Origin of the sequence: Thermomonospora sp. CIF 1, assembly GCF_001896795.1 — a bacterium.
Lineage (GTDB): Bacteria > Actinomycetota > Actinomycetes > Streptosporangiales > Streptosporangiaceae > Thermomonospora > Thermomonospora curvata.
Genome location: NZ_MOYN02000021.1, coordinates 224150 through 248384, shown reverse-complemented (window position 1 = coordinate 248384; position 24235 = coordinate 224150). Strand labels below are relative to the sequence as shown.

The window sequence follows — 24235 nt, the reverse complement described above, 5'->3', positions numbered from 1 at the left end:
TCCCCGCCGTCCCGGGCCGGCCGCGGCGCCGCCGGGACGGCCCAGGGAGGCCGGGCTCACCGGCCCCGGCGCTTGCGGCCGGAGCGTCCGGTGTCCTCCTCTTCGATCTGGATCTCCTCTCTGCGGACCTCGCCGCCCACCGTCTCCTCCTCGGTGACCGTCTCTTTGGCGGCCCGCACCCGCTCGACCGGGACGGTCTCCTTGGAGACCACCGGCCGTTCCTCGTGCAGGATGACCTCGTGCTCGGCCTCGGAGATCTCCGGCCCGCTCATCGCGGCCTCCCGGTTCTCCTCGGTGATCGGCTCGCGTTCCAGCCGCACCTCTTCGTGGCTGACCGGTACGGTGACCTCCTGCTGCTCGGTCACCACGTACTTGCGCAGCCGGGCGCGGCCGCTTTCCCGGGTCTCCTTGCTGACCCGCAGCCGCTCCTCCGAGCGGGTCATCGCGGTGTCGTCCGATCCGGCGGCGGCTCGTTCCCGTTCGCGCAGCCGCTGCCGCCGGAGCGACTCCTCGGTGGGAGCGGTCCCCGCGGCACCCATGGCTCCCGCGGTGCCCGCCGCCCCGGCGGTTCCGGTGGTCTCGGCCGCCGTGGCCTGGCCGCTCCAGTCGATGCCGTAGTAGCGGTACAGCTGCTCCTCCTCGGCGGCCGACAGGTGACCGCGGTCGTCGACGTCGACGTGGGGCGCGTGCTTGATGAAGTCCTTGTCGAAGCCGACCTCCACGTGGTCGGTGACGAATTCGGCGCTGCCGGTCGGCACGAAGGCCTCCTTCGTGCCGAACATGCCGGTCTTGACGCACAGCCATTCCGGGCGGCCGGTGGCGTCGTCGAGGAAGACGTGCTTGACGTCGCCGATCTTGCTGCCCTGCCGGTCGTAGACCGCATGGTCCAGCACCTGCGGGATCTGCTGTTCTGTGATCATCTCGATACTCCCTCCTTCCCGGTGACCTACCGCAGCACATCCGAACAACTCCGATGAGGTGGGCAAAACCTGGTCAAATAGGGAAGAGGGGGCGTGTCCCGTCAGCCGGTCACCAGCCGCAGCAGGGCGGCGGTGGCGGCGGCCACGGCCAGCACCACCAGGAAGGGAGCGCGCAGCAGCAGGGCGGCCACCGCGGCGCCCAGCCCGGCCAGCCGGGGGGCGTCCAGTTCCAGGGATCTGCCGTCGGCGAAGGTCTGCACGGCGATCAGCGCGGTCAGCAGCGCCACCGGCACCAGTTCGGTGAAGCGGCGCACCCTGGGGTCGGCCAGGAAACGCTGCGGAGTGACCAGCCCGCCCAGCTTGAGGGCATAGCAGCCGGCCGCGGTCGCCAGCACGGCGATCCAGGTGCTCATGCGGTGGAGTCCTTTCGCCCGCCGTCGTCGTCACCGTCCACCGCGGCCGCGCCCGGCGCCCGCAGCCCGGCCAGCGCCGCCACGGCGGCCAGCATCACCGGCACCCCGGGCGGCAGCAGGGGAGTGGCGGCGATCGCGATCACCGCGGCGGCCGCGGCCACCCGCGCCTCGGCCCGCCCGGCCGTCAGCCGCGGCCACAGCAGTGCCAGGAAGACCGCCGGACCCAGCACGTCCAGGCCGAAGGTGGCCGGATCCCCGATGCGGGCCGCGCCCAGCGCTCCCGCCAGCGTGCTGAGGTTCCAGGTCGCATACAGGCTCACCGCGGTGGTGTAAAAGCCCACCCGGGCCGCGCGGTCGTCGCCTTGGGCGGTGGCCACCGCCGTGGTCTCGTCGATCACCACCTGGGCGGCCAGCAGCCGGCGCCAGCCCCGCACCCGCAGCAGCGTCGCCAGCCGCAGCCCGTACAGCCCGTTGCGGGCCCCCAGCAGCACCGCGCCCAGCGTGCCGGCGGCCAGGTTGCCGCCACCGCCGACCACCCCGGCCAGCGCGAACTGGGACGCGCCGGTGAAGGCCAGCAGGCTGAGCACGCACGCCTGCGCCACCGACAGGCCCGCCACGGCCGCGGCGGCGCCGAACGCCAGTCCCGAGATGCCGACCGAGACGCCCACACCCAATCCGTCGCGCACCGCGGCGCGCACCGCGCCCGGCGGGGAGGTCATGCGCATGGGCCCGCCTTGAGGCCGCGGCGGGGCGTTCGCGGGGCCGTCAACGGGCCTCCCGGCTCTCTTCGGCGACCTCCAGCCCGGCCTCGATCACCGCGTTCATGATCCGGGCCAGCCGCTCGGCGCCCAGCGAGGGCGCCCGCCGCGCCATGGCCTCCACGATCTGGTGTTCGCGACGGCGGTCGCGTCCGGCGAAACCGCCCACCGGCTTGAGCCGCTGCACCGCCCCGGCCAGCTCGGCCCGCCGCTCCAGCAGCACCGCCAGCGCGGCGTCCACCCGGTCGATGGCCGCCCGGGCCTCCTCCAGCGACGTGACCTGCGCCGCCGTCGGCAGGCCGCAGGTCACCTCCGCCTCGCAGATCACCGATTCCGCCGTGTCCATGGTGTGTCCTTCCTCACCGCCGGCCGGTGGCCCGCAGTGGGGAACCGGCCGCAAAGAAAAAGAGCAGAGACCCGCGGGACTCTGCTCAGCCGGCTCCGGGGATCGTCGCTCAGGGGGCGCCGACCGGCTCACCCGGAGCCGGCTGGATAAACCCGAAATAGCGGCGATCCACGCCCCCAGCCTAGGGAAAAGGCCCGCCACCTGCCAAATTCCGCGCCCGGGGGTGCGCCGCCGTCAGCGCCCGGAGATCAGGTCGGCGAGCCTGGCGTAGGCGGAGGTGGTCTGCAGCCCGCCGTTCTCCCGGCGATCGGCGGCCCGGTACAGCGTGTAGATCAGCCGCACGCCCAGCCAGCGCAGCGGCTCGGGCTCCCAGCGCCGCACCCGGCGGCCCACCCACGGCAGGCGGGTCAGTTCGGTGGACTCCCCCAGCACCAGGTCGCGCAGGGTCCGCCCGGCCAGGTTGGTGGTGGTCACGCCGCTGCCGACATAGCCGCCGGCCAGGCCCAGCCCGCTGGAGCGGTCCACATCCACCACCGAGCACCAGTCGCGCGGCACGCCCAGCACCCCGCACCAGGCGTGGTCGATGCGGGCGTCGGCGGCGGCCGGCAGCAGCCCGGCGAGCATCCGCTGCAGCGCCGCCGCGGTCCGCAGGTGGGTGGCGCCCCGCTCGTCCCAGCGGGAGCCGAACCGGTACGGCACGCCCCGGCCGCCGATGGCGATCCGGTCGTCGGCGGTGCGCTGGGCGTAGATGTAGGCGTGCGCGGAGTCGCCCAGCACCTCGCGCCCCTCCCAGCCGATGCGCTCCCACACCTGCGCATCCAGCGGCTCGGTGACGATCATGGAGCTGTTCATCGGCAGCCACTGGCGGCGCTGCCCGGCCAGTCCGGCGGTGAAGCCCTCGGTGGCGCGGATCACATACTCGGCGGTGACCTCGCCGTGCTCGGTGACCGCCGCCGCGGGCCGCCCGCCGCGGCGGGGCCGGATCTCGGTCACGGTGGTGGACTCGAAGATGTCCACCCCGAGCCGCTCCGTCGCCTGCGCCAGCCCGAGCGCCAGCTTGGCGGGCTGGATGCGGGCGCAGTGCGGGCTGTAGGCGGCCTCCAGCACGCCCGCCAGGCGCAGCCGCTTTTCGCTCTCGTCGCGGTCGAGCAGGTACAGGTCCTGCTCGTCCCAGCCCCACCGGCGCGCCTCGGCCACCTCGGCGCGCAGCCGCCGGCGCTGGGCGGGGTTGGTGGCCGCATACAGGACGCCGCCTTTGACGATGTCGGCGTCGATGCCCTCCCGGGCGCACACGGCGATGACCTCGTCCACCGCGGCCATCATGGCCTTTTGGAAGGCCACCACCGGCTCGCGGCCGGAGCGGGCGGCATAGCGCCGTTTGGAGCCGGCGATCTCGGCCGACAGCCACCCGCCGTTGCGGCCGGAGGCGCCGAAGCCGGCGAACTCCCGCTCCAGGATGGCGATGCGCAGGTCCGGCCGGGCCTTCTTCAGGTAGTAGGCCGTCCACAGCCCGGTGTAGCCGCCGCCGACGATGCACACGTCGTACTGGCGCGGCCCCGGCAGCGCCGGGCGGGGCCGGGGCAGTCCCGCCCGGCGGTACCAAAAGGACACCCCGCCGTTGGTGAAGCCGGGGGTGCGGGGGAATGCGTGGGCGCTCATACGGACGTCAATCGCGGATGCCGAACAACAGGCGCAAGGCGATCTCCACGTGGTCGAGGACCGACTGCTCGACGTCGCCGATGTGCTCGATGAAGCGCTTGGGGGAGAAGGGCCCCACGTCGTAGACCGCGGCGATGCCCGTCACCGGAGAGTCGACACGGACGCTCAGCACCGTCTCGGGGACCTCTCCCGGGTCCTTGATCGGCACCACCTGGATGCCGCGCAGGTGCGGGATGAACACATCGTCCAAGACGACGATGCCGGTCCGCTCGCGGTTGACGGTCTGCAGTCGCCACACCTGACCGCGCTTCACGCCGCACCCACGGCGGCGCCCCAGAAATCCGGGTCGCGGTCGCTCTCGATGGTGTTCAGCCAGTCCTCGTCACCGAGCGCGCCGACGCTCTTCAGCTGTACCAGCGCGTCCTCCAGCAGCGCCTTGCGGACCGACTCCCCGATGAACGTCGACCTGGACACCCCGACCCGTTTGACGTGCGCATCCAGCATGCGCAGCTGGGCCGAGGGCAATGACACGTTGATCCGCTCAGTCGCCATGTCCACAACATTAATACACACGACTCGTGTGTATCACCCGTGTGTATGGGTGTGTCCCCACACCCCATGAAGAGCGCGAAAAGTAGTTGTTTGTGTGCGTAAAGTGACAGAGCTGGGGTAGAGGGCGAGAAAGGCGGCGTCCATCCAGGACGGTCAGCGGCCGGACGGAACGGGTGCAGCCGACATCCGGAGTGTCGGGCAACGGCCACCGGCCGATCGCGTTAGGCTCGCAGGCACCGAGCCGCCCCGGAGGGGAAGAGTCCGGGACGGCGGTCTTCCCCCGGATCCCGTATCAGCGACACGTGCCGGCGGGCACGTGCGTGGTCGCATGCACTGAGGAGGCGCAGCGGGCATGGCCGACTCGTTCGTCCATCTCCACGTGCACACCGAGTACTCCATGCTGGACGGCGCCGCCCGGCTCAACCAGCTGTTCGCCGAGGTCGAGCGGCAGAAGATGCCCGCCATCGCGATGACCGACCACGGCAACATGCACGGGGCCTACGACTTTTGGAAGCACGCCAAGGACGCGGGCGTGACCCCGATCATCGGGATCGAGGCCTACATGGCGCCCGAGTCGCGCTTCCACAAGAAGAAGGTCCAGTGGGGCGAGCCGTCCCAAAAGCGCGACGACGTCTCCGGCGGCGGCCTGATCAACCACATGACGCTGTGGGCGCGCAACAAGACCGGGCTGCACAACCTGTTCAAGCTGTCCTCGCGCGCCTACACCGAGGGCTTCGTCTTCAAGTACGCCCGCATGGACGAGGAGCTGCTGGCCGAGCACTCCGAAGGGGTGATGGCCACCACCGGCTGCCCGTCCGGCAAGATCCAGACCCGGCTGCGGCTGGGGCAGTTCGACGAGGCGCTCAAGGCGGCGGCCACCTTCCAGGAGATCTTCGGCAAGGAGAACTACTTCCTGGAACTGATGGACCACGGCCTGGAGATCGAGCGCCGGGTCCGCGACGGGCTGCTGGAGATCGGCAAGAAGCTCGGCATCCCCCCGGTGGTGACCAACGACTCCCACTACACCCACGAGTCGGAGGCCGCCGCCCACGACGCCCTGCTGTGCGTGCAGGTCGGCAAGCAGCTGTCCGACCCCGACCGGTTCCGCTTCGACGGCACCGGCTACTACCTCAAAAGCGCCGAGGAGATGCGCTCCCTGGACTCCTCGGAGGTGTGGGCCGAGGGCTGCCGCAACACCCTGCTGATCGCCGAGCGGGTCGACCCCACCGGCTTCTTCGAGCACCGCAACCTCATGCCCCGCTTCCCCGTCCCCGAGGGCGAGACCGAGGCCTCCTGGTTCCGCAAGGAGGTCATGCGGGGCATGGACCGGCGCTTCCCCAACGGCTATGACGAAGCGCACCGCCGCCAGGTCGAGTACGAGATCGACATCATCACCCAGATGGGGTTCCCCGGCTACTTCCTGGTGGTGGCCGACTTCATCATGTGGGCCAAGAACAACGGCATCGCCGTCGGCCCCGGCCGCGGCTCGGCCGCCGGGTCGCTGGCCGCCTACGCCCTGGGCATCACCGACCTGGACCCGCTGCAGCACGGCCTGATCTTCGAGCGGTTCCTCAACCCCGAGCGCGTGTCCATGCCCGACATCGACGTGGACTTCGACGAGCGCCGGCGGGGCGATGTGATCCGCTACGTCACCGAGAAGTGGGGCGCCGACAAGGTCGCCATGATCGCCACCTTCGGCACCATCAAGGCCAAGGCCGCCGTCAAGGACGCCGGCCGCGTCCTGGGCTTCCCCTACGCCATGGGGGACCGCATCTCCAAGGCCTTCCCGCCCGCGGTGATGGGCAAGGAGATCCCGCTGTCGGCGATCTTCGATGAGAACCACCCCCGCTACGGGGAGGCCGGCGAGCTGCGCAAGATGTACGAGGAGGAGGCGGACGTCAAGCAGATCCTCGACCTGGCCCAGGGCCTGGAGGGTCTGATCCGCCAGTGGGGGGTGCACGCGGCCGGGGTGATCATGTCGTCCGAGCCGCTCACCGACCACATCCCCATCATGCGGCGGGACAGCGACGGGGCGATCATCACGCAGTTCGACTACCCGACCTGCGAGACGCTGGGCCTGCTGAAGATGGACTTCCTGGGCCTGCGCAACCTCACGATCATGGACGACGCCCTGAAGGCCATCAAGGCCAACAAGGGCGTCGAGATCGACCTGCTGAAGCTCCCGCTGGACGACAAGAAGACCTTCGAACTGCTGGCCCGGGGCGACACGCTGGGGGTGTTCCAACTCGATGGCGGGCCCATGCGGGCCCTGCTGCGGCTGATGAAGCCGGACAACTTCGAGGACATCTCCGCGGTGCTGGCGCTGTATAGGCCCGGCCCGATGGGCGCCAACTCCCACACCAACTACGCGCTCCGCAAGAACGGCCAGCAGGAGATCACCCCGATCCACCCGGAGCTGGAGGAGCCGCTCAAGGACATCCTCGACACCACCTACGGCCTGATCGTCTACCAGGAGCAGGTGATGGCCATCGCCCAGCGGGTGGCCGGCTACACCCTGGGCGGCGCCGACCTGCTGCGCCGGGCGATGGGCAAGAAGAAGAAGGCCGAACTGGACAAGCAGTTCGAGTTCTTCGAAAAGGGCATGCGGGAGAACGGCTACTCCGATGAGGCCATCAAGGCCCTGTGGGACATCCTGCTGCCGTTCTCCGACTACGCCTTCAACAAGGCCCACACCGCCGGCTATGGGCTGGTGTCGTACTGGACGGCCTACCTGAAGGCCAACTACCCGGCCGAGTACATGGCCGCGCTGCTGACCTCCGTCAAGGACGACAAGGACAAAAGCGCCCTGTACCTCAACGAGTGCCGCCGCATGGGCGTCACCGTGCTGCCGCCGGACGTCAACGAGTCCGACGCCGACTTCACCCCCAAGGGCGACGCCGAGGTCCGCTTCGGGCTGTCGGCCATCCGCAACGTGGGGGAGAACGTGGTGGAGGCCATCATCGCCGCCCGCCGCGAAAAGGGCGCCTTCACCGACTTCAACGACTTCCTCAACAAGGTGCCCTCCCAGGTGTGCAACAAGCGGGTGGTGGAGTCGCTGATCAAGGCGGGGGCCTTCGACAGCCTCGGGCACCGGCGCCGGGCGCTGCTGACCGTGCACGAGCAGGCCATCGACTCCGTCATCGACATCAAGCGCAAGGAGGCCATCGGCCAGGACTCGCTGTTCGGCGCCCTGGACGGCGGGGAGGACACCACGGCCTTCTCGGTGACCATTCCCGACGAGGAGGAGTGGGACAAGACCACCAAGCTGTCCTTCGAGCGGGAGATGCTCGGCCTGTACGTCTCCGACCACCCGCTGCTGGGCGTGGAGCACATCCTGGCCAAGGAGGCCGACACCTCGATCGCCGCGCTGACCGGCGAGAGCGACCGGCCCGACGGCCAGGTCGTCACGGTGGCCGGGCTGCTGTCGAACCTGCAGCGCAAGGTCACCAAGCAGGGCAACTCCTGGGCCATGTTCCAGCTGGAGGACCTCGGCGGCTCCATCGAGGTGATGTGCTTCCCCTCGACCTACCAGCTGTGCTCCACCCTGCTGGCCGAGGACGCCATCTTGGTGGTCAAGGGCCGGCTGGACAAGCGCGAGGACACCACCAAGATCGTCGCGATGGAGGTGACCCAGCCGGACCTGACGACCGGTGACTCGGGCGCGCCGCTGGAGGTCGCGCTGCCGCTGTCCCGCTGCACCCCGCCGGTGGTGGAACGGCTCAAGGAGGTCCTCACCACCCACCCCGGCCCCAACGAGGTGCACCTGCACCTGCAGAACGGGCCGCGCACCACGGTCGTCCGCCTCGACGACAAGCTGCGGGTGAACCCCTCACCGGCGCTGATGGGCGACCTGAAGCAGCTGCTGGGGCCTTCCTGCCTGCTGTGAGGACCCGCGCCGCGATCCCGCGGCCGTGGCGCACCCGGCCGTGGGATCGCCGGCGGGAAGGGCTCTTCGGGCTCCCCGCCTGAGACGGGACGGATGCGACGCCGGGCCATGCCCGAGGCCCCGCCGTTCTCTGCGGCGGGGACGCACCGAAACCGTGCACGAACGGCGGAGAGGCGGCGTCAAGGGCGCCGGTTCGCCCTGCGGCGTCCGCCTCACCAGGCGCGGCCGGCCGCGCCCTCCCCGCCCGTCTCCGCGCCGGCCGACGAGGCCGGGATGTGGGAGTTCCACTCGGTGAGCCGGCCCTGCCGGTCGAAGCGGGCCAGCGCCGAACCGCCCCCGGGCAGCAGCGCCTCGATCGTGGTGGGGGTCTGCCGGTAGGGCACCCGGTGGTGGCTGAGCAGCCTGGCCAGCGTCAGCCGGGAGTCGTGGGGGAACAGCCCGGCGGCGTTGGCGACCAGCCGCGGCACCGGGATCGGGTCCCAGGAGGCGCGCGGCGCCTGCGGGTCGTCGACGTGCAGGTAGGCCGAGCCCCCGTCGTAGCCGGCGCCGATGTATCCGCCCCCGCCCAGGATCCCGCCGGCCACCACCGCGATCAGCTCGCCGCCGTGCCCGGCCGGCCCGTCATACCAGGCCAGGTCCACCTCGGGGGTGACCAGTTCGGGAACGCCGAGCCGCTGCCCGATCTCGCGCACCACCAGCGTCGGCACCACCGCGGGGTGCTCCTCGCCGAACTGCGGGTTGGCCCACCCCCACAGCCAGGTCTGCTCGCGCACCGCATAGCTGCCCAGCAGCGAGACCCGCACCGTCACGCCGCCGCTGGAGTAGGTGCGGGCGGTCAGGTCGGCTTTCCAGTCCTCCCGCGGCAGGAACTCCGCGAGGGTCTCCTGCTGCTGCAGGACGACCGCGGCCAGTGCCGCGCCGAGACGCTGGAAGGCGGGGCTGAACCCGGCCTGCGACGGGGTGGCAGTAGACATCTTGGGCAAGAGTATCTCAGGTGGTGCCGCGGGTTTCCGCCTCGTCGGAGGGGTGCGGCGGGCGGGTTTCCCCGGCCGGGACGGCTCTGGCGCGCACGCCGGCCCAGGGCCGTACCGGGAGCGTATGGGAGTGTCCGGGCGGACGCCGCGATGACGGCGGTTCGCGCAAGGATTCGCGCAAGGAGCGGCGTGAGCGACCCGCGGGTGAGACGACGACGCGCCCGAGGCGGCTTGCAACAGTGCCACCCTGTGCCCGAAGGTGCGGCCACGGCCCGTCGGGCGGATGAGCGACGCGCCGGCGCCGGCCTGCGCGGGACGGGCGGTTCGCGGTTCCCTCGAGGAGAGAGATATGCCCGGGTTCCGGATGAACCGGCGCCCGGGACAAGGCAGGATGAATGCACCAGCGCGGGTACTCGATGGGAACCGAGCGACGTGACCGACGAGACCGGCCTGGGACTGTCGGCGGGCCCGCCGATCGCCGCGGCGGCCCGGGCCACTGCCGGCAGGCACACCGACGAGGGGGCGGTACATCGACTTCCCGCGCAGCCCGCGGCTTCCGGGTGCCGCGGCTCGCACCGTGACACATGAGGGAGAGTGAGATTGAACACGGACGAGTCCCCGCGTCTCACCGTGATCGGCACCGGTTACCTCGGCGCCACCCATGCGGTCTGCATGGCCTCGCTGGGCTATGAGGTGATGGGCGTCGACGTGGACGCCGCCAAGATCGAGAAACTGGCCTCCGGGCAGGTGCCCTTCTTCGAGCCGGGGCTGCCGGAGCTGCTGACCAAGACGCTGGAGTCGGGCAGGCTCCGTTTCACCACCTCCTATGAGGAAGTCGCCGAGTTCGGCGACGTGCACTTCATCTGCGTGGGCACCCCCCAGATGCCGGGCTCGGACGCCTGCGATGTCAGCTACGTCGACGCCGCGGTCACCTCGCTGGCCCCCCACCTGACCCGCAAGGCCCTGGTGGTCGGCAAGTCGACGGTGCCGGTGGGCACCGCCGCCCGCCTCACCCACACCATCCGCGAGCTGGCCCCGGCCGGGGAGGAGGTGGAGCTGGCCTGGAACCCCGAGTTCCTGCGCGAGGGCTATGCGGTCGACGACACGCTGCACCCCAACCGGCTGGTCTTCGGGGTGGCCTCCGAGTGGGCCAGGGAACGGCTGACCGCCGCCTTCCGGCCGATCATCGATGCCGGCACCCCGGTGGTGGTCACCGACCTGGCCACCGCCGAGCTGGTCAAGGTCGCCGCCAACTCGTTCCTGGCCACCAAGATCTCCTACATCAACGCCATGGCCGAGGTCTGCGAGGCCACCGGCGCCGACGTGCGGGACCTGGCCACCGCGCTGGCCTACGACGACCGGATCGGCGGCAAGTTCCTGCAGCCGGGGCTGGGTTTCGGCGGCGGCTGCCTGCCCAAGGACATCCGGGCGTTCGCGCACCGCGCCGAGGAGATCGGGGTGGGCCAGGCGGTGGCGTTCCTGCGCGAGGTGGACGCCATCAACCGGCGCCGCCGCTCCCGCACCGTGGACCTGGTGCGCGAGCTGCTGGGCGGGCGGCTGGACGGCAAGCGGATCGCCTGCCTGGGCGCGGCCTTCAAGCCCAACTCCGACGACATCCGCGACGCCCCCGCCCTGGACGTGGCGCGCACCATGCACGGCCTGGGCGCCTACGTGCGGGTCTACGACCCGGCCGCGCTCGACAACGCCCGCCGCGCCTACCCGGAGCTGCGCTACGGCACCAGCGCGATGGACGTGGCGCAGGACGCCGACGTGGTGGTGCTGCTGACCGAGTGGGCCGAGTTCCGCCAGATCGACCCGTACGCCATGGGGGAGGTGGTCGCCCACCGCCGCATCGTGGACGGCCGGCACGCCCTGGACGCCGAGGCCTGGCGCGCCGCCGGCTGGGAGTACCGGGCGCTCGGCCGCTGCTGAGGCCGCCGCCCGGCGGCGGCGCGCTGTGCGCATTGCCGATCACCCCGCCGTCGCGCACTAGGCTTTTTCGCAGGACGAGACGCGGGTGCGCGGGGCAGGGGGCATGCCAGTGGGCCGACCGGATGTGCGATCGCTGCTGACCTGGGCGGTCACCACGGCGACGCTGGCGCTTTTGGGTCCGCCGGCGGGGCTGCTGTGGGCGGCGGTCGCGCCCCCGGTGCGGTACCTGGTGCTGGAGGGACGGCCGGTGCTGGCCGACCCGGAGACCCAGGCGCTGATCGCCGGGGACGGCTGGTTCGCGCTGATCACCGGGGCCGCCGGGCTGGCCTGCGGGACGCTGGCCTATCTGGCCGGCGGCCGCGGCAACGACATCCCGCTGCTGCTGGGCCTGGGCAGCGGGGGAGTGGCGGCCGCGCTGCTGGCCTGGTGGAGCGGGCACCAGGTGGGGCTGGCCGAGTTCGAACGGGCGGTGCGGGCCGCCGCCGGCGGGCCCGTGGAGAGCCCGCCCGACCTGCACGCCACCGGGGTGGTGGTGTGCTGGCCGCTGCTGGCGGTGGCGGCCTATGCGGTGCTGGAGGCGGCGCTGGCCCGCCTAGCGACGCGCGATGGGGGCCAGCGCGGCGCCGGTGAGGCGGACCAGGTCGGCGGGGGCCAGCTCGATCTGCAGGCCGCGCCGCCCGGCGGAGACAAAGATCGTGTCGAACCCTGAGGCCGACTCATCCAGCACGGCCGGCAGCCGGCGGCGCTGGCCCAGCGGGCTGATCCCGCCCACCACATAGCCGGTGAGCCGTTCGGCCGTCTCCGCTTCGGCCATGCGGGCCCGTTTGCCGCCCGTCGCGGCGGCCAGCGCCTTGAGGTCCAAGGCGCCGCAGACCGGCACCATCCCGACCGTCGGCTCCTCGTCCACCACGGCGATCAGCGTTTTGAACAGCCGTTCCCGCGCCACCCCCAGCGCGTCGGCGACCTTCGCCCCGTAGTCGTCGACGCCGTGCTCCACCTCATACGGGTGCAGGGTGAAGGCGACCCCGGCCTTGGCGGCGGCCACCGTGGCGGGCGTCTGCCCACCGCCCTTCTTTCGAGCGCCCATAGGGGCAGTGTGCCGTCCGCGATCGCTTCCCGCACCTTGATATTTCGCCGGCGCTCCGCCCGCGGCGGGAGTCAGTTGGGGTGGACGGCGCCCTCGATGAGCCGCCCGGCCGGCACCGTCGGCAGCGCGTCCAGCAGCCGGATCTCCCGCCGCAGCAGCTCGTGCTCGGCCCACAGCCGCTGCGTGGCGTCGGCGGCCTCCAGCAGGCGCTGCTTGTCGCGCTGGTCCAGCACCATGGCCCCGGCGATCAGGTAGGACAGCCGCACCGGGTCGTCGGGCAGCTCCACGGGGTCGCCGGCCGGCGCGCCCGCCGCCTCCAGCCGCAGCCGGTAAAGCCGAAACAGCCGGCCCACGCGCCCGGCGGCCGCATCGGGCTCCGTGCCCGCCTCCTCGGGCAGGAACTCCACCTCGCCGCTCAGATAGGGCCGCGAGTCGTCCACCTGCAGCAGCCGGAATCGCTCGCCGCCCACCGTCACCACGTCGAACCGGCCGTCGTCGTGGGGGTTGACGACGCGGATCTCGGCGGTGCAGCCGACCGGGGCCAGCCGCCGCGCCGCGCCGTCGCCGACCTCATGGCCCAGTTCGATGCCGACGACGCCGAAGCGGCGCGGCCGCGGCTCCTCCAGCAGCTCGCGGATCAGCAGCCGGTAACGCTCCTCGAAGATGTGCAGGGGTAGCACCAGTCCCGGAAAGAGCACCGTGCCCAACGGGAACAGCGGCAGCCGTGCGGTCACACCGTCAGCCTACGCGCTGGTAACGATCATGGCGGCCGGGGCTTTCTCAAATGATGAAGCACGCCCCGGCACCGATCAGGGCGCGCGCCTTCGTAGACTGGAGCGGTGATCTCCCGAATCGACCTGCGCGGTTCGCTGCCCGGCGACCTGCGCTCCGTGCTGCCGCGTGCCGAACTGGACGTCGAGGCCGCCCTGGAGCGGGTGCGGCCCATCTGCGAGGACGTGCGCCATCGCGGCGCGGCGGCGGTCCGGGAGTACACCAAGAAGTTCGACGGGGTGGAGCTGGAGAGCCTGCGGGTGCCCGCCGCGGCGCTGGAGCGGGCGCTGGCCGGGCTGGACCCGGCCGTGCGGGACGCGCTGGAGGAGTCCATCCGCCGCGCCCGCCTGGTGCACCGCGACCAGCGCCGCACCGACGTCACCACCCAGGTGGTGCCCGGCGGCACCGTCACCGAGCGGTGGATCCCGGTGGAGCGGGTCGGGCTGTATGTGCCGGGCGGCCGGGCCGTCTACCCCTCCAGCGTGGTGATGAACGTCGTCCCCGCCCAGGAGGCCGGGGTCGGCTCGCTGGCCGTCACCTCCCCGCCGCAGCAGGAGTTCGGCGGCCTGCCGCACCCGGCGATCCTGGCCGCCTGCGCCCTGCTGGGCGTGGAGGAGGTCTACGCCGCCGGCGGCGCCCAGTCCATCGCGATGCTGGCCTACGGCACCGACGAGTGCCGCCCGGTCAACCTGGTCACCGGCCCGGGCAACATCTGGGTGGCCGCCGCCAAACGCCACCTGCGGGGCGTGGTCGGCATCGACTCCGAGGCCGGCCCCACCGAGATCGCCATCCTCGCCGACGCCAGTGCCGACCCGGTGCACGTGGCCGCCGACCTGATCAGCCAGGCCGAGCACGACACGCTGGCCGCCGCGGTGCTGGTCACCGACAGCGAGGAGCTGGCCGAGCGGGTGGAGCGGGAGCTGGCCGAGCAGGTCGCCCGCACCAAGCACACCGAGCGCATCACCCAGGCGCTGGCCGGCCGGCAGTCCGGCATCGTGCTGGTCGACGACATCGAGGCCGGGCTGGCGGTGGTCAACGCCTATGCCGCCGAGCACCTGGAGATCCAGACCGCGAACGCCCGGCAGGTGGCCGAGCGGGTCCGCAACGCCGGGGCGATCTTCATCGGCCCGCACTCGCCGGTGTCGCTGGGCGACTACCTGGCCGGGTCCAACCACGTGCTGCCCACCGGAGGGTGCGCCTGCCATTCGTCGGGGCTGTCGGTGCAGTCCTTCCTGCGCGGCGTCCATGTGGTCGAGTACGACCGCGCCGCGCTGGCCGAGGCCACCGCCCGGGTGGTGGCGCTGGCCGAGGCCGAGGACCTGCCCGCCCACGGAGCCGCGATGAAGGCCCGCTTCAACTGGGAGATCCCCACGTGACATCCCTCGACGACCTCCCGCTGCGCGAGGACCTGCGCGGGCGGGAGCCTTATGGTGCCCCCCAACTGGACGTGCCGGTCCGGCTGAACACCAACGAAAACCCCTACCCGCCCTCGGAGCGACTGGTCGAGGCGCTGGCGAAGGCGGTCGCCGACGCCGCCGCCTCGCTCAACCGCTACCCCGACCGCGACGCGCTGGCGCTGCGCGCCGAGCTGGCCGACTTCCTCAACCACGACACCCCCGGCGCGGAGCTGACCGCCGAGCGGGTGTGGGCGGCCAACGGCTCCAACGAGATCATCCAGCAGATCCTGCAGGCCTTCGGCGGCCCCGGCCGGTGCGCGCTGGGCTTTGAGCCGTCGTACTCGATGCACCCGATCATCACGCACGTCACCGGGACGCGCTGGATCAACGCCCACCGCGACGAGGACTTCGGCCTGGACGTCGACCGCGCCCTGGCCGCGATCGACGAGCACCGCCCCGACGTGGTGTTCCTCACCTCGCCCAACAACCCCACCGGCACCTCGCTGCCGCTGGAGGTCATCGAGGCGATCGCCGCCGCCGCGCCCGGCATGGTGGTGGTGGACGAGGCCTACGCGGAGTTCCGCCGCGAAGACACCCTCTCGGCGCTGGAACTGCTGGCCGAGCACCCGCGCCTCATCGTCACCCGCACCATGTCCAAGGCGTTCGCCATGGCGGGCGTGCGGCTGGGCTACCTGGCCGCCCACCCGGCGGTGATCGAGGCGCTGCTGCTGGTCCGGTTGCCCTACCATCTGTCGTCGATCACCCAGGCGGCGGCCCGCACCGCGCTGGCCCACGCCGATGAGCTGCTCGGCTCGGTGGCGCAGCTGCGCACCGAACGGGACCTGATCGTCGGCTGGCTGCGCGGCCAGGGCCTGCGGGTGGCCGACTCCGACGCCAACTTCGTGTTGTTCGGCACATTCCCCGACCGCCGCCGGGTGTGGCAGGCCATGCTGGACCAGGGCGTGCTGATCCGCGAGGTGGGGCCGCCGCAGTGGCTGCGGGTCACCGTCGGAACCCCCGCCGAGATGGCCGCCTTCCGATCCGCGCTGACCACCGCATTGAAGGAGATCCAGTGAGCCGCACCGGGCGCATCGAGCGCGCCACCAAGGAGACCACCGTGGCCGTCGAGATCGACCTGGACGGCACCGGGCGGGTGGACGTGGCGACCGGGGTGGGCTTCTTCGACCACATGCTCGCCCAGCTCGGCAAGCACGGCTCGTTCGACCTGACCGTCAAGACCACCGGCGACCTGCACATCGACAGCCACCACACCATCGAGGACACCGCGATCGCGCTCGGCCAGGCCTTCGCCCAGGCCGTGGGCGACAAAAGCGGCATCCGCCGCTTCGCCCACGCCGCGGTGCCGCTGGATGAGGCGCTGGCCCAGGTCACCGTGGACATCGCCGGCCGGCCCTACCTGGTGCACACCGAACCGGAGGGCATGGCCCCGATGATCGGGCCCGACTACGACACCACGATGACCCGGCACATCCTGGAGTCGTTCGTGGCCAACGCCCGCATCGCGCTGCACGTGCACGTCCCCTACGGCCGCAACGCCCACCACATCGTGGAGGCCCAGTTCAAGGCGCTGGCCCGGGCGCTGCGCGACGCCGTCGCCTTCGACCCCCGGGTGCAGGGCGTGCCCTCGACCAAGGGGGCCTTGTAAGGCATGGAGATCGGCGGCCTGCACTTCACCTACCTCAATGTGGCGCTGTTCGGCCTGGCCGTCTTCCTGCTGATGGGCGTGATCAGCTTCATCAGGCAGGGCATCAAGGGCGGGGCGGTGCTGCTGGCCGTGCTGACCGTGATGGCCTTCGTGGCGGGAGTGTTGTGGCTGTGAAACCTTCGGTGGTCGTCTTGGACTACGGGTCGGGCAACCTGCGCTCGGCCGAGCGGGCGGTGGCCCGCGCCGGCGCGCAGGTGACCGTCACCTCCGACTATGAGACGGCGCTGGAGGCCGACGGCCTGGTCGTCCCCGGCGTCGGCGCGTTCGCCGCCTGCATGCAGGGGCTGAACGCCATCCGCGGCCGGCAGCTCATCGGCCGCCGCCTGGCCGGCGGCCGCCCGGTGCTGGGCATCTGCGTGGGCATGCAGATCCTGTTCGAAAAGGGCGTCGAGCACGGCGTCACCACCGAAGGCTGTGCCGAATGGCCCGGCACGGTGGAACGGCTGCACGCCCCCGTCCTGCCCCACATGGGCTGGAACACCGTCCGGGCCCCTGAGGGGTCGGTGCTGTTCCGCGGCCTGGACGCCGACACCCGCTTTTACTTCGTGCATTCTTATGCGGTGCGCCGCTGGGAGATGCCGGCCGGCAGCCGGCTGACCCCGCCGCTGGTCACCTGGGCCGAGCACGGCGAACCGTTCGTGGCCGCGGTGGAGAACGGCGCCCTGTGCGCCACCCAGTTCCACCCCGAAAAGTCCGGCGACGCCGGCGCCCAGCTGCTGCGCAACTGGCTGTCCACGCTTTAAGAGGATCGCGCCGCCCCGCGGCGATGGATGAGGTTTTGCGATGACTTTGACGCTCCTTCCCGCCGTCGACGTCTCCGGCGGCCAGGCCGTCCGGCTGGTGCAGGGCGAGGCCGGCACCGAGACCTCCTATGGGGCTCCGCTGGATGCGGCGCTGGCCTGGCAGGCGGCCGGAGCGGAGTGGATCCACATGGTGGACCTGGACGCGGCGTTCGGCCGGGGCTCCAACCGGGAGCTGCTGGCCGAGGTGATCGGCCGGCTGGATGTGAAGGTCGAGCTGTCCGGCGGGATCCGCGACGACGCCTCCCTGGAGGCGGCGCTGGCCACCGGCTGCGCCCGGGTCAACATCGGCACCGCCGCGCTGGAGAAGCCCGAGTGGTGCCGCAAGATCATCGCCGAGCACGGCGAGAAGATCGCGGTCGGCCTGGATGTGCGCGGCACCACGGTGGCGGTGCGCGGCTGGACGCGCGAGGGCGGCGACCTGTGGGAGGTGCTGGAACGGCTGGAGGCCGACGGCTGCCCCCGCTATGTGGTCACCGACGTCACCAAGGACGGCACGCTGCGCGGCCCCAACCTGGAGCTGCTGCGCCAGGTGTGCGCCCGCACCGGCAAGCCGGTGGTCGCCTCCGGCGGCGTGTCGTCCCTGGAGGACCTGCGCGCCCTGACCGCGCTGGAGGGCGACGGCGTGGAGGGCGTCATCATCGGCAAGGCCCTGTACGCCGGGGCGTTCACCCTGCAGGAGGCCCTGGAGGCGGTGAAGTGATCCGCCGGGTCGGCTCGGGCGCCCCCTGGGAGGGGATCGTCGGCTACAGCCGGGCCGTCGCCGCCGGTGACCACGTGCACGTGAGCGGATGCGCCCCGGTGGACCCGGCCGACGGCAGAGTGGTGCACGAAGGCGACGCCTACGCCCAGACCCGCCAGTGCCTGGCCAACGTGCTGCGGGCGCTGGAGCGCTTCGGCTGCTCGGCGGCCGACGTGGTGCGCACCCGCATCTACGTCACCGACATCGCCCGCTGGCGCGAGTACGGCCGCGCCCACGGCGAGGTCTTCGGCGAGGTCAGGCCCGCGACGACGATGGTGGAGGTGGCCGGGCTGATCGACCCGGCGATGCTGGTGGAGATCGAGGCCGACGCCTACCGGGCGGGGGTGGGACGATGAGCGTGGCGGTACGGGTGATCCCCTGCCTGGACGTGGACGCCGGGCGGGTGGTCAAGGGCGTCAACTTCCGCAACCTGCGGGACGCCGGCGACCCGGTGGAGCTGGCCCGGCGCTATGACGCCGAGGGCGCCGACGAGCTGACCTTCCTGGACATCACCGCCTCCAGCGCCGACCGCTCCACCACCTATGAGGTGGTGCGGCGCACCGCCGAGGAGGTGTTCATCCCGCTGACGGTGGGCGGCGGGGTGCGCACCGTCGAGGACGTGGACCGGCTGCTGCGCGCCGGCGCCGACAAGGTCTCCATCAACACCGCGGCCATCGCCCGTCCGGAGTTCCTGCGCGAGGCCGCGCATCGCTTCGGCTCCCAGTGCATCGTGCTGTCGGTGGACGCCCGCCGCGTCACCGGCGACGTGCGCACCCCCTCCGGTTTCGAGGTCACCACGCACGGCGGGCGGCGCGGCACCGGCATCGACGCCATCGAGTGGGTGCGCCGCGGCGAGGAGCTCGGGGTGGGGGAGATCCTGCTGAACTCCATGGACGCCGACGGCACCAAGAACGGCTTCGACCTGGAGATGCTGCGGCAGGTGCGCGCGGCGGTGACGGTCCCGGTGATCGCCAGCGGGGGAGCGGGCGCGCTGGAGCACTTCGCCCCCGCGGTGGAGGCCGGGGCCGACGCGGTGCTGGCCGCCAGCGTCTTCCACTTCGGCGAGCTGAAGATCTCCGAAGTCAAGGACGCGCTGCGCCGCGCCGGGCACCCGGTCCGCTGAAAAAGCGGGCGCCCGGCCGGCGGCGCCCTGCGGGCCTCCCTAGTGGGTCAGGCGCACCTTGCGGTGCTCGATCTGGCTGATCTCCCGGGCGGCGGCGTCCAGCAGCCCGTGCGACAGCTCCGACAGCGCCCGTGATACCGCCAGTTCGTCGCCGATGCTGGGCACGTCGGCGTCGCGCGGGTTGCGGCGCGCGACGCCGCGCCCGGTGAGCGTCCCGTTCGGCGTGGACAGTTTCGCCTCCGCCTCCGTGTAGCGGTCCTGCTCGCTGATGTGCACCGTCAGCTGCCAATCCTTGTCCTGGTGCATGGCTCCTCCTGGTCTGGGTCCCCCTGTCGCCATGGGTGGGCGTTTACCCCCGTTCCGCCGCTGCATGCCGCCCGCCCGGCGCACGAGGGGACCCGGCCGCCGGTACCAGGGGTGAACGGGCGGTGTCCATTGCAGGAAACCCTTTTCTGGTCAGGGCATGGGTGAGTACTTTCCCAACCATGACCCTCCTTGACCGTCGTGGTTTTCTCCGGGTCGGCGGGGCGGGCGCGTTGGCGATCCCCTCGCTCGGCCTGGCGGCCTCCGGCGCGCATGCCGCGCCCAGCCGCTACTTCCGGCACGGCGTGGCCTCCGGCGACCCGCTGCCCACCGCGGTGATCATCTGGACCCGGGTGACCCCCACCGCCTCTTCCCTCCCCGGCTCCGGCGCCGGCCCGGTGGTGGACGTCGGCTGGCAGGTGGCCCGGGACGCCGCGTTCCGCAAGATCGTGGCCAGGGGGACCTTCCGCACCGGCCCTGACCGTGACCACACGGTCAAGGTGGACGTGCGCGGCCTGGCCCCCGGGACCGTCTACTACTACCGGTTCCTGCTGGACGGCAGCCCCTCCCCGGTCGGCCGCACTCGCACCGCGCCGCCGGCGACGGCCCGGGTGCCGGCGCTGAAGCTCGGGGTGGTCTCCTGCGCCAACTGGGAGGCCGGCCACTTCGCCGCCTACCGGCATCTGGCGGCGCGCGACGACCTGTTCGGGATCGTCCACCTCGGCGACTACATCTACGAGTACGCCAGCGGGGACTTCGCCGCCGGCGGCCGCGTGGTGCGCCCCAACGAGCCCCGGCACGAGATCCTCACCCTGGCCGACTACCGGATGCGGCACGCCCTCTACAAGACCGACCCGGACCTGCAGGCGCTGCACGCCCGCTTCCCCTGGATGATCGTCTGGGACGACCACGAGGTCGCCAACGACGCCTGGGCGGGCGGCGCCCAGAACCACGACCCGGCCACCGAGGGCCCGTACGCGGCCCGCCTGGCCGCCTCCCGCCGGGCCTACTTCGAGTGGATGCCGGTGCGGGTGAAGCCGGGCGGCGCCATCTACCGACGGCTGCGGTTCGGGCGGCTGGCCGAGCTGACATTGCTGGACCTGCGCGGCTACCGGTCCCGCCAAGAGCGCGGCATCGCGGTGGACGACCCGGCCCGCACCATCACCGGCACCGCGCAGATGCGCTGGCTGAAGGAGGGGCTGTCGGCCAGCAAGGGCGAGGTGCGCTGGCGGCTGATCGGCAACTCGGTGATGATCAGCCCGGTGGCGGTCGGGGCGGTGCCCGCCCGGCTGCTGGGCCCGCTGGGGCGGCTGCTGGGCGTCCCCGCCGGGGGGTTTGCGATCAACCCCGACCAGTGGGACGGCTACACCGCCGACCGCAAGCAGCTGCTGGGCCACCTGCACCGGAACCGGATCGGCAACACGATCTTTTTGACCGGCGACATCCACACCTGCTGGGCCAATGAGGTGCCGCTGGATGCGGCCACCTACCCGCGCAGCCCCGCGGTCGCCACCGAGATGGTGGTGCCCTCGGTGACCAGCGACAACATCGACGATCTGGCGGGCGTGCCACCGCGCACGCTGTCGCTGGCGGCCGAGGGGGCGCTGGCGGTGACCAACCGGCACGTGCGCTGGGCGGAGCTGGACTCCCACGGCTACGGCGTGATCGGCCTGACCCCCGAGCGGGCGCGGATGGACTGGTTCGCGCTGTCCGACCGCACCCGCCGCGACGCCTCCTCCCGCCGCCTGGCCTCGTTCGCGGTGCCCTCCGGGTCGCCCACGCTCAAGCGGCTGATCGCCGGCTGAGGGCCGCTTCAGACCTGCTCGGCCGCCGGGTCGGACACGGTGTGCTCGGCGGCCCGCTCGACCACCGGCAGGTGGATCGCCGACGGGTGGTCCGGGTCGTGCAGCACCTGCTGGCGTGCGACGAGGCGGGCGGTGGCGCTGCCCAGCGGCTCGCCGGTGCCGGGGTTGACGGCCACGACGGGGAACGCCCCGCTGGCCACGTGCACGCGGACGCGGTGGCCGCGGCGGAAGCGGTGGCCGACCGGCCACAGCTCCACCCGCACCCGGCGGACCCCGTCGGGGCCGGGGGCCGGGTCGCCCGGGCGCAGCCGCCGTGCGCCCTCGCACAGGTTCAGCGAGGTGCCGTCGGGGGCGACGTCGCACAAGCGCACCACGAAGTCGGTGTGCTCGCGGTCGGAGCGCACGAACAGCTCCGCCTCCACCGGGCCGATGACGTCCAGGTCCGCCCGCAGCGGCGCGGAGGTGAACACCAGCACATCGGCGCGTTTTTCCACCGGGCGCTGGTCCACCGGCTTGCAGCTGCCCAGCACGCTCGGCCCGGCCAGCGAGGGGGTCGGGTCGGCGGGGTCGAACAGGTAGCGGCTGGGCTCGCCCGGCTGCGGCCCGTCCTCCCCGAGCCCGCCCCCGGGGTGCAGGTGCCAGCGGACCGGCCGCATGCCCGGCGGCGGCCAGTCGCGGTAGTCGCGCCACTGCCCGGCCCCGGTGAGGTACACCCGCACCGGGTTGGCGCGCACCCGGGAGAAGTCGCCCCGCAGGTGGGCGCGGAACCAGGCCAGCGACTCGCGCAGCGCCGCGATCCCGTGCCGGGCGTCGAAGTGCCACCACGGGCCGATGGTCAGGTAGGGGCGCCGCCCGGCGGCGCGCAGCGCCAGGTAGTCCTTCAGCTGCCAGGGCAGGAAGATGTCGTACCAGCCGCCCAGCAGCGTCACCGGGGCGGTGACCCGGTCGAGGGTGCCGGTGAAGTCGCGGCTGCGCCAGTACTCGGCGCCGGGCTCGTCGTTGGCCAGCAGGTCCTGGTAGAAGCGCACCATCGCGCCGGTGGCCAGCTCGTCCAGCTCCGCCAGCGGCCGGCCGCTGCGCGCGGCCCGCCGGGCCCGCCGTTTGGCCAGCAGCGCCCCGTTGACCATGCCCAGCGGCCGTTCCTGCCGGAAGGTCAGATCCGACCAGGTCAGCACGGTCTCCAGGGCGAACGAGCCGCCCACGTAGGCGGCGTCGCGGAAGGAGGAGGCGGTGACCTGCGCGGAGATGGCCTTGAGCTCCGGCCCGGCCTCGGCGGCGATCGCCCAGGAGGAATACCCCAGGTAGCTGGCGCCGTAGGTGGCGAAGGACCCGGTGAACCACGGCTGGCTGCGCATCCAGCGCACGGTGGCCAGCCCGTCGGCCTGCTCGCTGCCCAGCGGGTCGAACTCCCCGCCGGAGCCGAAGGTGCCGCGGACGCTTTGCACCAGGAGCTGGAACCCGAAGGGGACCAGCGGCAGCCCGGCCAGGACGGCCGGCAGCCCGCGGCGCCCGTACGGGGTGCGGACCAAGATGGTCGGCGCGTCGGGCACGCCGGCGGGGGCGTAGCGGTCGGCCAGCAGCGTCACCCCGTCCGGCATCGGTACCGGGATGTCGCGCTGCACGGTGTAGCGGAAGCGGCCGCGGGGGAGCGGCAGCCGGCGGGCCGGAGCGGGCAGGCGCTCGATGAGAGGCATCGCGTCCTCCTCGCGCGCCCCGGTGTGCCCGGGGCGCCACGGCGGCCCGGAGCGAGGGGGCGGCGGGCCGAGCCAGACCTTACTAGCAGGTAACTATAACGTATTTCAGTTGTTGAATGTCGTGTTTGTCCTGCTCAGTGAGGTTCTGGGGTGCTGGTCCGCTACGCCCGCGCCAGATGACGGGCGATCACCATGCGCTGAATCTGGTTGGTGCCCTCGAAGATCTGCATGACCTTCGCCTCGCGCATGAAACGCTCCACCGGGAAGTCCCGGGTATAGCCGTAGCCGCCGAGCACCTGCACCGCGTCGGTGGTGACCTTCATCGCCGCATCGGTGGCCACCAGCTTGGCGATGGAGGCCTGCCGGGAGAAGGGCAGCCCACGGTCCCGGCGGCGGGCGGCCTCCAGGTAGGTCGCCCGGGCCGACTCCACCGCCGCCGCCATGTCGGCCAGCAGGAAGCCCAGCCCCTGGTGCTCGATGATGGGACGGCCGAACTGCTCGCGCTGCCGGGCATAGGCGACCGCCTCATCCAGCGCCCCCTGCGCCAGGCCCACCGCGCAGGCGGCGATGCCCAGCCGCCCCGAATCCAGCGCCGACAGCGCGATCGGAAAGCCCTGCCCCTCGGCGCCGATCCGCCGCTCGGCGGGCACCCGGGCGCCGTCGAACAGCAGCTGGGCGGTGGTGGAGCCGGTCAGGCCCATCTTGCGTTCCGGCGGCCCGAACGACAGCCCGTCCATCCGCCCGTCGATCAAGAACGCGCTGATGCCCCGTCCGCCGTCGTCGGAGGTGCGGGCGAACAGCACATAGAAGTCGGCCTCGCCGCCGTGGGTGATCCACGCCTTGGTGCCGGTGATCACGTAGTGGTCGCCGTCGCGGACCGCCCGGGTGCTCAGCGCCGCCGCGTCCGACCCGGCGTGCGGCTCCGACAATGCGTACCCGCCCAGCAGCTCGCCGCCGAGCAGCTCCGGCAGCCGCTTGCGCTGCTCCTCGTCGCCGTACGTCGCCACCGGGTAGCACGCCAGCGTGTGCACGCTCACCCCGACCGCCACCGACGCCCACGCCGCCGCGATCTCCTCCAGCACCTGCAGGTAGACCTCGTACGGCTGGCCCCCGCCGCCGACCTCCTCCGGGTACGGCAGGCCCAGCAGCCCGGCCCGGCCCAGCACGCGGAACACTTCGCGGGGGAACTTCTCCGCGGCCTCGGCCTCGGCGGCGCGGGGGGCCAGCTCGGCCTTGACGATCTGACGGGTGAGGTCGATGAGATCCTCGGCCTCGGGGGTGGGAAGCATGCGTTCTGCTGGCATGTCCCCATATTGGCCGATATGTCGGCATGAGGTGGACGGGGGT

At 72.3% G+C, this 24235-nt stretch carries 25 protein-coding genes; 12 read left to right on the top strand and 13 right to left on the bottom strand.

Going from position 1 to position 24235, the window contains the following annotated elements:
* Window positions 1-56: 56 nt before the first annotated feature.
* The 7 genes from BUE48_RS14375 to BUE48_RS14345 all read right to left on the bottom strand — a co-directional run bounded on the left by BUE48_RS14375 (window position 57) and on the right by BUE48_RS14345 (window position 4648).
* Window positions 57-920 (bottom strand): DUF2382 domain-containing protein, encoded by an 864-nt coding sequence (locus tag BUE48_RS14375; protein WP_012853238.1) that lies wholly within the window; start codon window positions 918-920, stop codon window positions 57-59.
* A gap of 101 nt (window positions 921-1021) precedes the next feature.
* A complete protein-coding gene (locus BUE48_RS14370) occupies window positions 1022-1333 on the bottom strand; it encodes an AzlD domain-containing protein (protein ID WP_012853237.1) in 312 nt (103 codons plus the stop codon).
* Window positions 1330-2058, bottom strand: a complete 729-nt coding sequence (locus BUE48_RS14365; protein WP_012853236.1) for an AzlC family ABC transporter permease — start codon at window positions 2056-2058, stop codon at window positions 1330-1332. The genes BUE48_RS14370 and BUE48_RS14365 overlap by 4 nt, the downstream gene beginning before the upstream one ends.
* 40 nt (window positions 2059-2098) lie before the next feature.
* On the bottom strand, window positions 2099-2437 hold the full coding sequence (locus BUE48_RS14360; protein ID WP_286990116.1) for a chorismate mutase: 339 nt from the start codon (window positions 2435-2437) through the stop codon (window positions 2099-2101).
* A gap of 234 nt (window positions 2438-2671) precedes the next feature.
* Window positions 2672-4096 carry an NAD(P)/FAD-dependent oxidoreductase gene (locus BUE48_RS14355; protein WP_286990114.1) on the bottom strand — a complete coding sequence of 475 codons (1425 nt, stop codon included), beginning with the start codon at window positions 4094-4096 and terminating at the stop codon, window positions 2672-2674.
* A gap of 7 nt (window positions 4097-4103) precedes the next feature.
* Window positions 4104-4409, bottom strand: a complete 306-nt coding sequence (locus BUE48_RS14350) for a hypothetical protein (RefSeq protein WP_012853233.1) — start codon at window positions 4407-4409, stop codon at window positions 4104-4106.
* Complete coding sequence (locus tag BUE48_RS14345) at window positions 4406-4648, bottom strand: ribbon-helix-helix domain-containing protein (RefSeq protein WP_012853232.1); 243 nt, start codon at window positions 4646-4648, stop codon at window positions 4406-4408. The genes BUE48_RS14350 and BUE48_RS14345 overlap by 4 nt, the downstream gene beginning before the upstream one ends.
* A 352-nt stretch (window positions 4649-5000) precedes the next feature.
* Between BUE48_RS14345 and dnaE the strand changes: the two genes are divergently transcribed.
* Complete coding sequence (dnaE, locus tag BUE48_RS14340; protein ID WP_012853231.1) at window positions 5001-8534, top strand: DNA polymerase III subunit alpha; 3534 nt, start codon at window positions 5001-5003, stop codon at window positions 8532-8534.
* A gap of 212 nt (window positions 8535-8746) precedes the next feature.
* On the opposite strand, the gene BUE48_RS14335 is transcribed toward dnaE, so the two are convergent.
* The gene (locus BUE48_RS14335) at window positions 8747-9508 is read right to left on the bottom strand and encodes a DUF6882 domain-containing protein (protein ID WP_012853230.1); all 762 of its coding nucleotides are present in this window, start codon (window positions 9506-9508) and stop codon (window positions 8747-8749) included.
* Window positions 9509-10108: 600 nt separating this feature from the next.
* Here BUE48_RS14335 and BUE48_RS14330 point away from each other — a divergent pair.
* Complete coding sequence (locus tag BUE48_RS14330) at window positions 10109-11440, top strand: UDP-glucose dehydrogenase family protein (protein ID WP_012853229.1); 1332 nt, start codon at window positions 10109-10111, stop codon at window positions 11438-11440.
* A gap of 103 nt (window positions 11441-11543) precedes the next feature.
* The gene (locus BUE48_RS14325) at window positions 11544-12149 is read left to right on the top strand and encodes a hypothetical protein (RefSeq protein WP_281054993.1); all 606 of its coding nucleotides are present in this window, start codon (window positions 11544-11546) and stop codon (window positions 12147-12149) included.
* Here the strand turns inward: BUE48_RS14325 and ybaK are convergent.
* Window positions 12033-12527 (bottom strand): Cys-tRNA(Pro) deacylase, encoded by a 495-nt coding sequence (gene ybaK, locus BUE48_RS14320; protein ID WP_012853228.1) that lies wholly within the window; start codon window positions 12525-12527, stop codon window positions 12033-12035. The genes BUE48_RS14325 and ybaK overlap by 117 nt on opposite strands.
* Before the next feature lie 71 nt (window positions 12528-12598).
* A complete protein-coding gene (locus BUE48_RS14315; protein WP_012853227.1) occupies window positions 12599-13261 on the bottom strand; it encodes an LON peptidase substrate-binding domain-containing protein in 663 nt (220 codons plus the stop codon).
* Between the two features lie 105 nt (window positions 13262-13366).
* Here BUE48_RS14315 and hisD point away from each other — a divergent pair, with 105 nt between their 5' ends.
* The 8 genes from hisD to hisF are packed head-to-tail and all read left to right on the top strand — an operon-like array spanning window position 13367 to window position 19086.
* On the top strand, window positions 13367-14674 hold the full coding sequence (gene hisD, locus BUE48_RS14310) for a histidinol dehydrogenase (protein ID WP_012853226.1): 1308 nt from the start codon (window positions 13367-13369) through the stop codon (window positions 14672-14674).
* Window positions 14671-15771 (top strand): histidinol-phosphate transaminase, encoded by a 1101-nt coding sequence (locus BUE48_RS14305; protein ID WP_286990109.1) that lies wholly within the window; start codon window positions 14671-14673, stop codon window positions 15769-15771. The genes hisD and BUE48_RS14305 overlap by 4 nt, the downstream gene beginning before the upstream one ends.
* Window positions 15768-16361, top strand: a complete 594-nt coding sequence (gene hisB, locus BUE48_RS14300; RefSeq protein WP_012853224.1) for an imidazoleglycerol-phosphate dehydratase HisB — start codon at window positions 15768-15770, stop codon at window positions 16359-16361. Before BUE48_RS14305 ends, hisB begins: the two co-directional genes overlap by 4 nt.
* 3 nt (window positions 16362-16364) lie before the next feature.
* On the top strand, window positions 16365-16535 hold the full coding sequence (locus BUE48_RS14295) for a CG2302 family histidine operon protein (RefSeq protein WP_012853223.1): 171 nt from the start codon (window positions 16365-16367) through the stop codon (window positions 16533-16535).
* Window positions 16532-17164 (top strand): imidazole glycerol phosphate synthase subunit HisH, encoded by a 633-nt coding sequence (gene hisH, locus BUE48_RS14290; protein WP_012853222.1) that lies wholly within the window; start codon window positions 16532-16534, stop codon window positions 17162-17164. The genes BUE48_RS14295 and hisH overlap by 4 nt, the downstream gene beginning before the upstream one ends.
* Before the next feature lie 40 nt (window positions 17165-17204).
* A complete protein-coding gene (priA, locus tag BUE48_RS14285) occupies window positions 17205-17924 on the top strand; it encodes a bifunctional 1-(5-phosphoribosyl)-5-((5-phosphoribosylamino)methylideneamino)imidazole-4-carboxamide isomerase/phosphoribosylanthranilate isomerase PriA (RefSeq protein ID WP_012853221.1) in 720 nt (239 codons plus the stop codon).
* Window positions 17921-18319: a RidA family protein gene (locus BUE48_RS14280; protein ID WP_012853220.1), complete on the top strand. Its 399-nt coding sequence runs from the start codon at window positions 17921-17923 to the stop codon at window positions 18317-18319. The genes priA and BUE48_RS14280 overlap by 4 nt, the downstream gene beginning before the upstream one ends.
* Window positions 18316-19086, top strand: a complete 771-nt coding sequence (hisF, locus tag BUE48_RS14275; RefSeq protein ID WP_012853219.1) for an imidazole glycerol phosphate synthase subunit HisF — start codon at window positions 18316-18318, stop codon at window positions 19084-19086. The genes BUE48_RS14280 and hisF overlap by 4 nt, the downstream gene beginning before the upstream one ends.
* 39 nt (window positions 19087-19125) lie before the next feature.
* Here hisF and BUE48_RS14270 read toward each other — a convergent pair whose 3' ends face one another.
* Window positions 19126-19392, bottom strand: a complete 267-nt coding sequence (locus BUE48_RS14270) for a DUF1876 domain-containing protein (RefSeq protein WP_012853218.1) — start codon at window positions 19390-19392, stop codon at window positions 19126-19128.
* Between the two features lie 179 nt (window positions 19393-19571).
* Between BUE48_RS14270 and BUE48_RS14265 the strand changes: the two genes are divergently transcribed.
* Complete coding sequence (locus BUE48_RS14265) at window positions 19572-21194, top strand: alkaline phosphatase D family protein (protein WP_012853217.1); 1623 nt, start codon at window positions 19572-19574, stop codon at window positions 21192-21194.
* 8 nt (window positions 21195-21202) lie between these two features.
* Here the strand turns inward: BUE48_RS14265 and BUE48_RS14260 are convergent, their stop codons facing one another.
* Window positions 21203-22888 carry a CocE/NonD family hydrolase gene (locus BUE48_RS14260; protein WP_012853216.1) on the bottom strand — a complete coding sequence of 562 codons (1686 nt, stop codon included), beginning with the start codon at window positions 22886-22888 and terminating at the stop codon, window positions 21203-21205.
* A gap of 161 nt (window positions 22889-23049) precedes the next feature.
* Window positions 23050-24192, bottom strand: a complete 1143-nt coding sequence (locus BUE48_RS14255) for an acyl-CoA dehydrogenase family protein (protein WP_041439762.1) — start codon at window positions 24190-24192, stop codon at window positions 23050-23052.
* Between the last annotated feature and the right edge of the window lie 43 nt (window positions 24193-24235).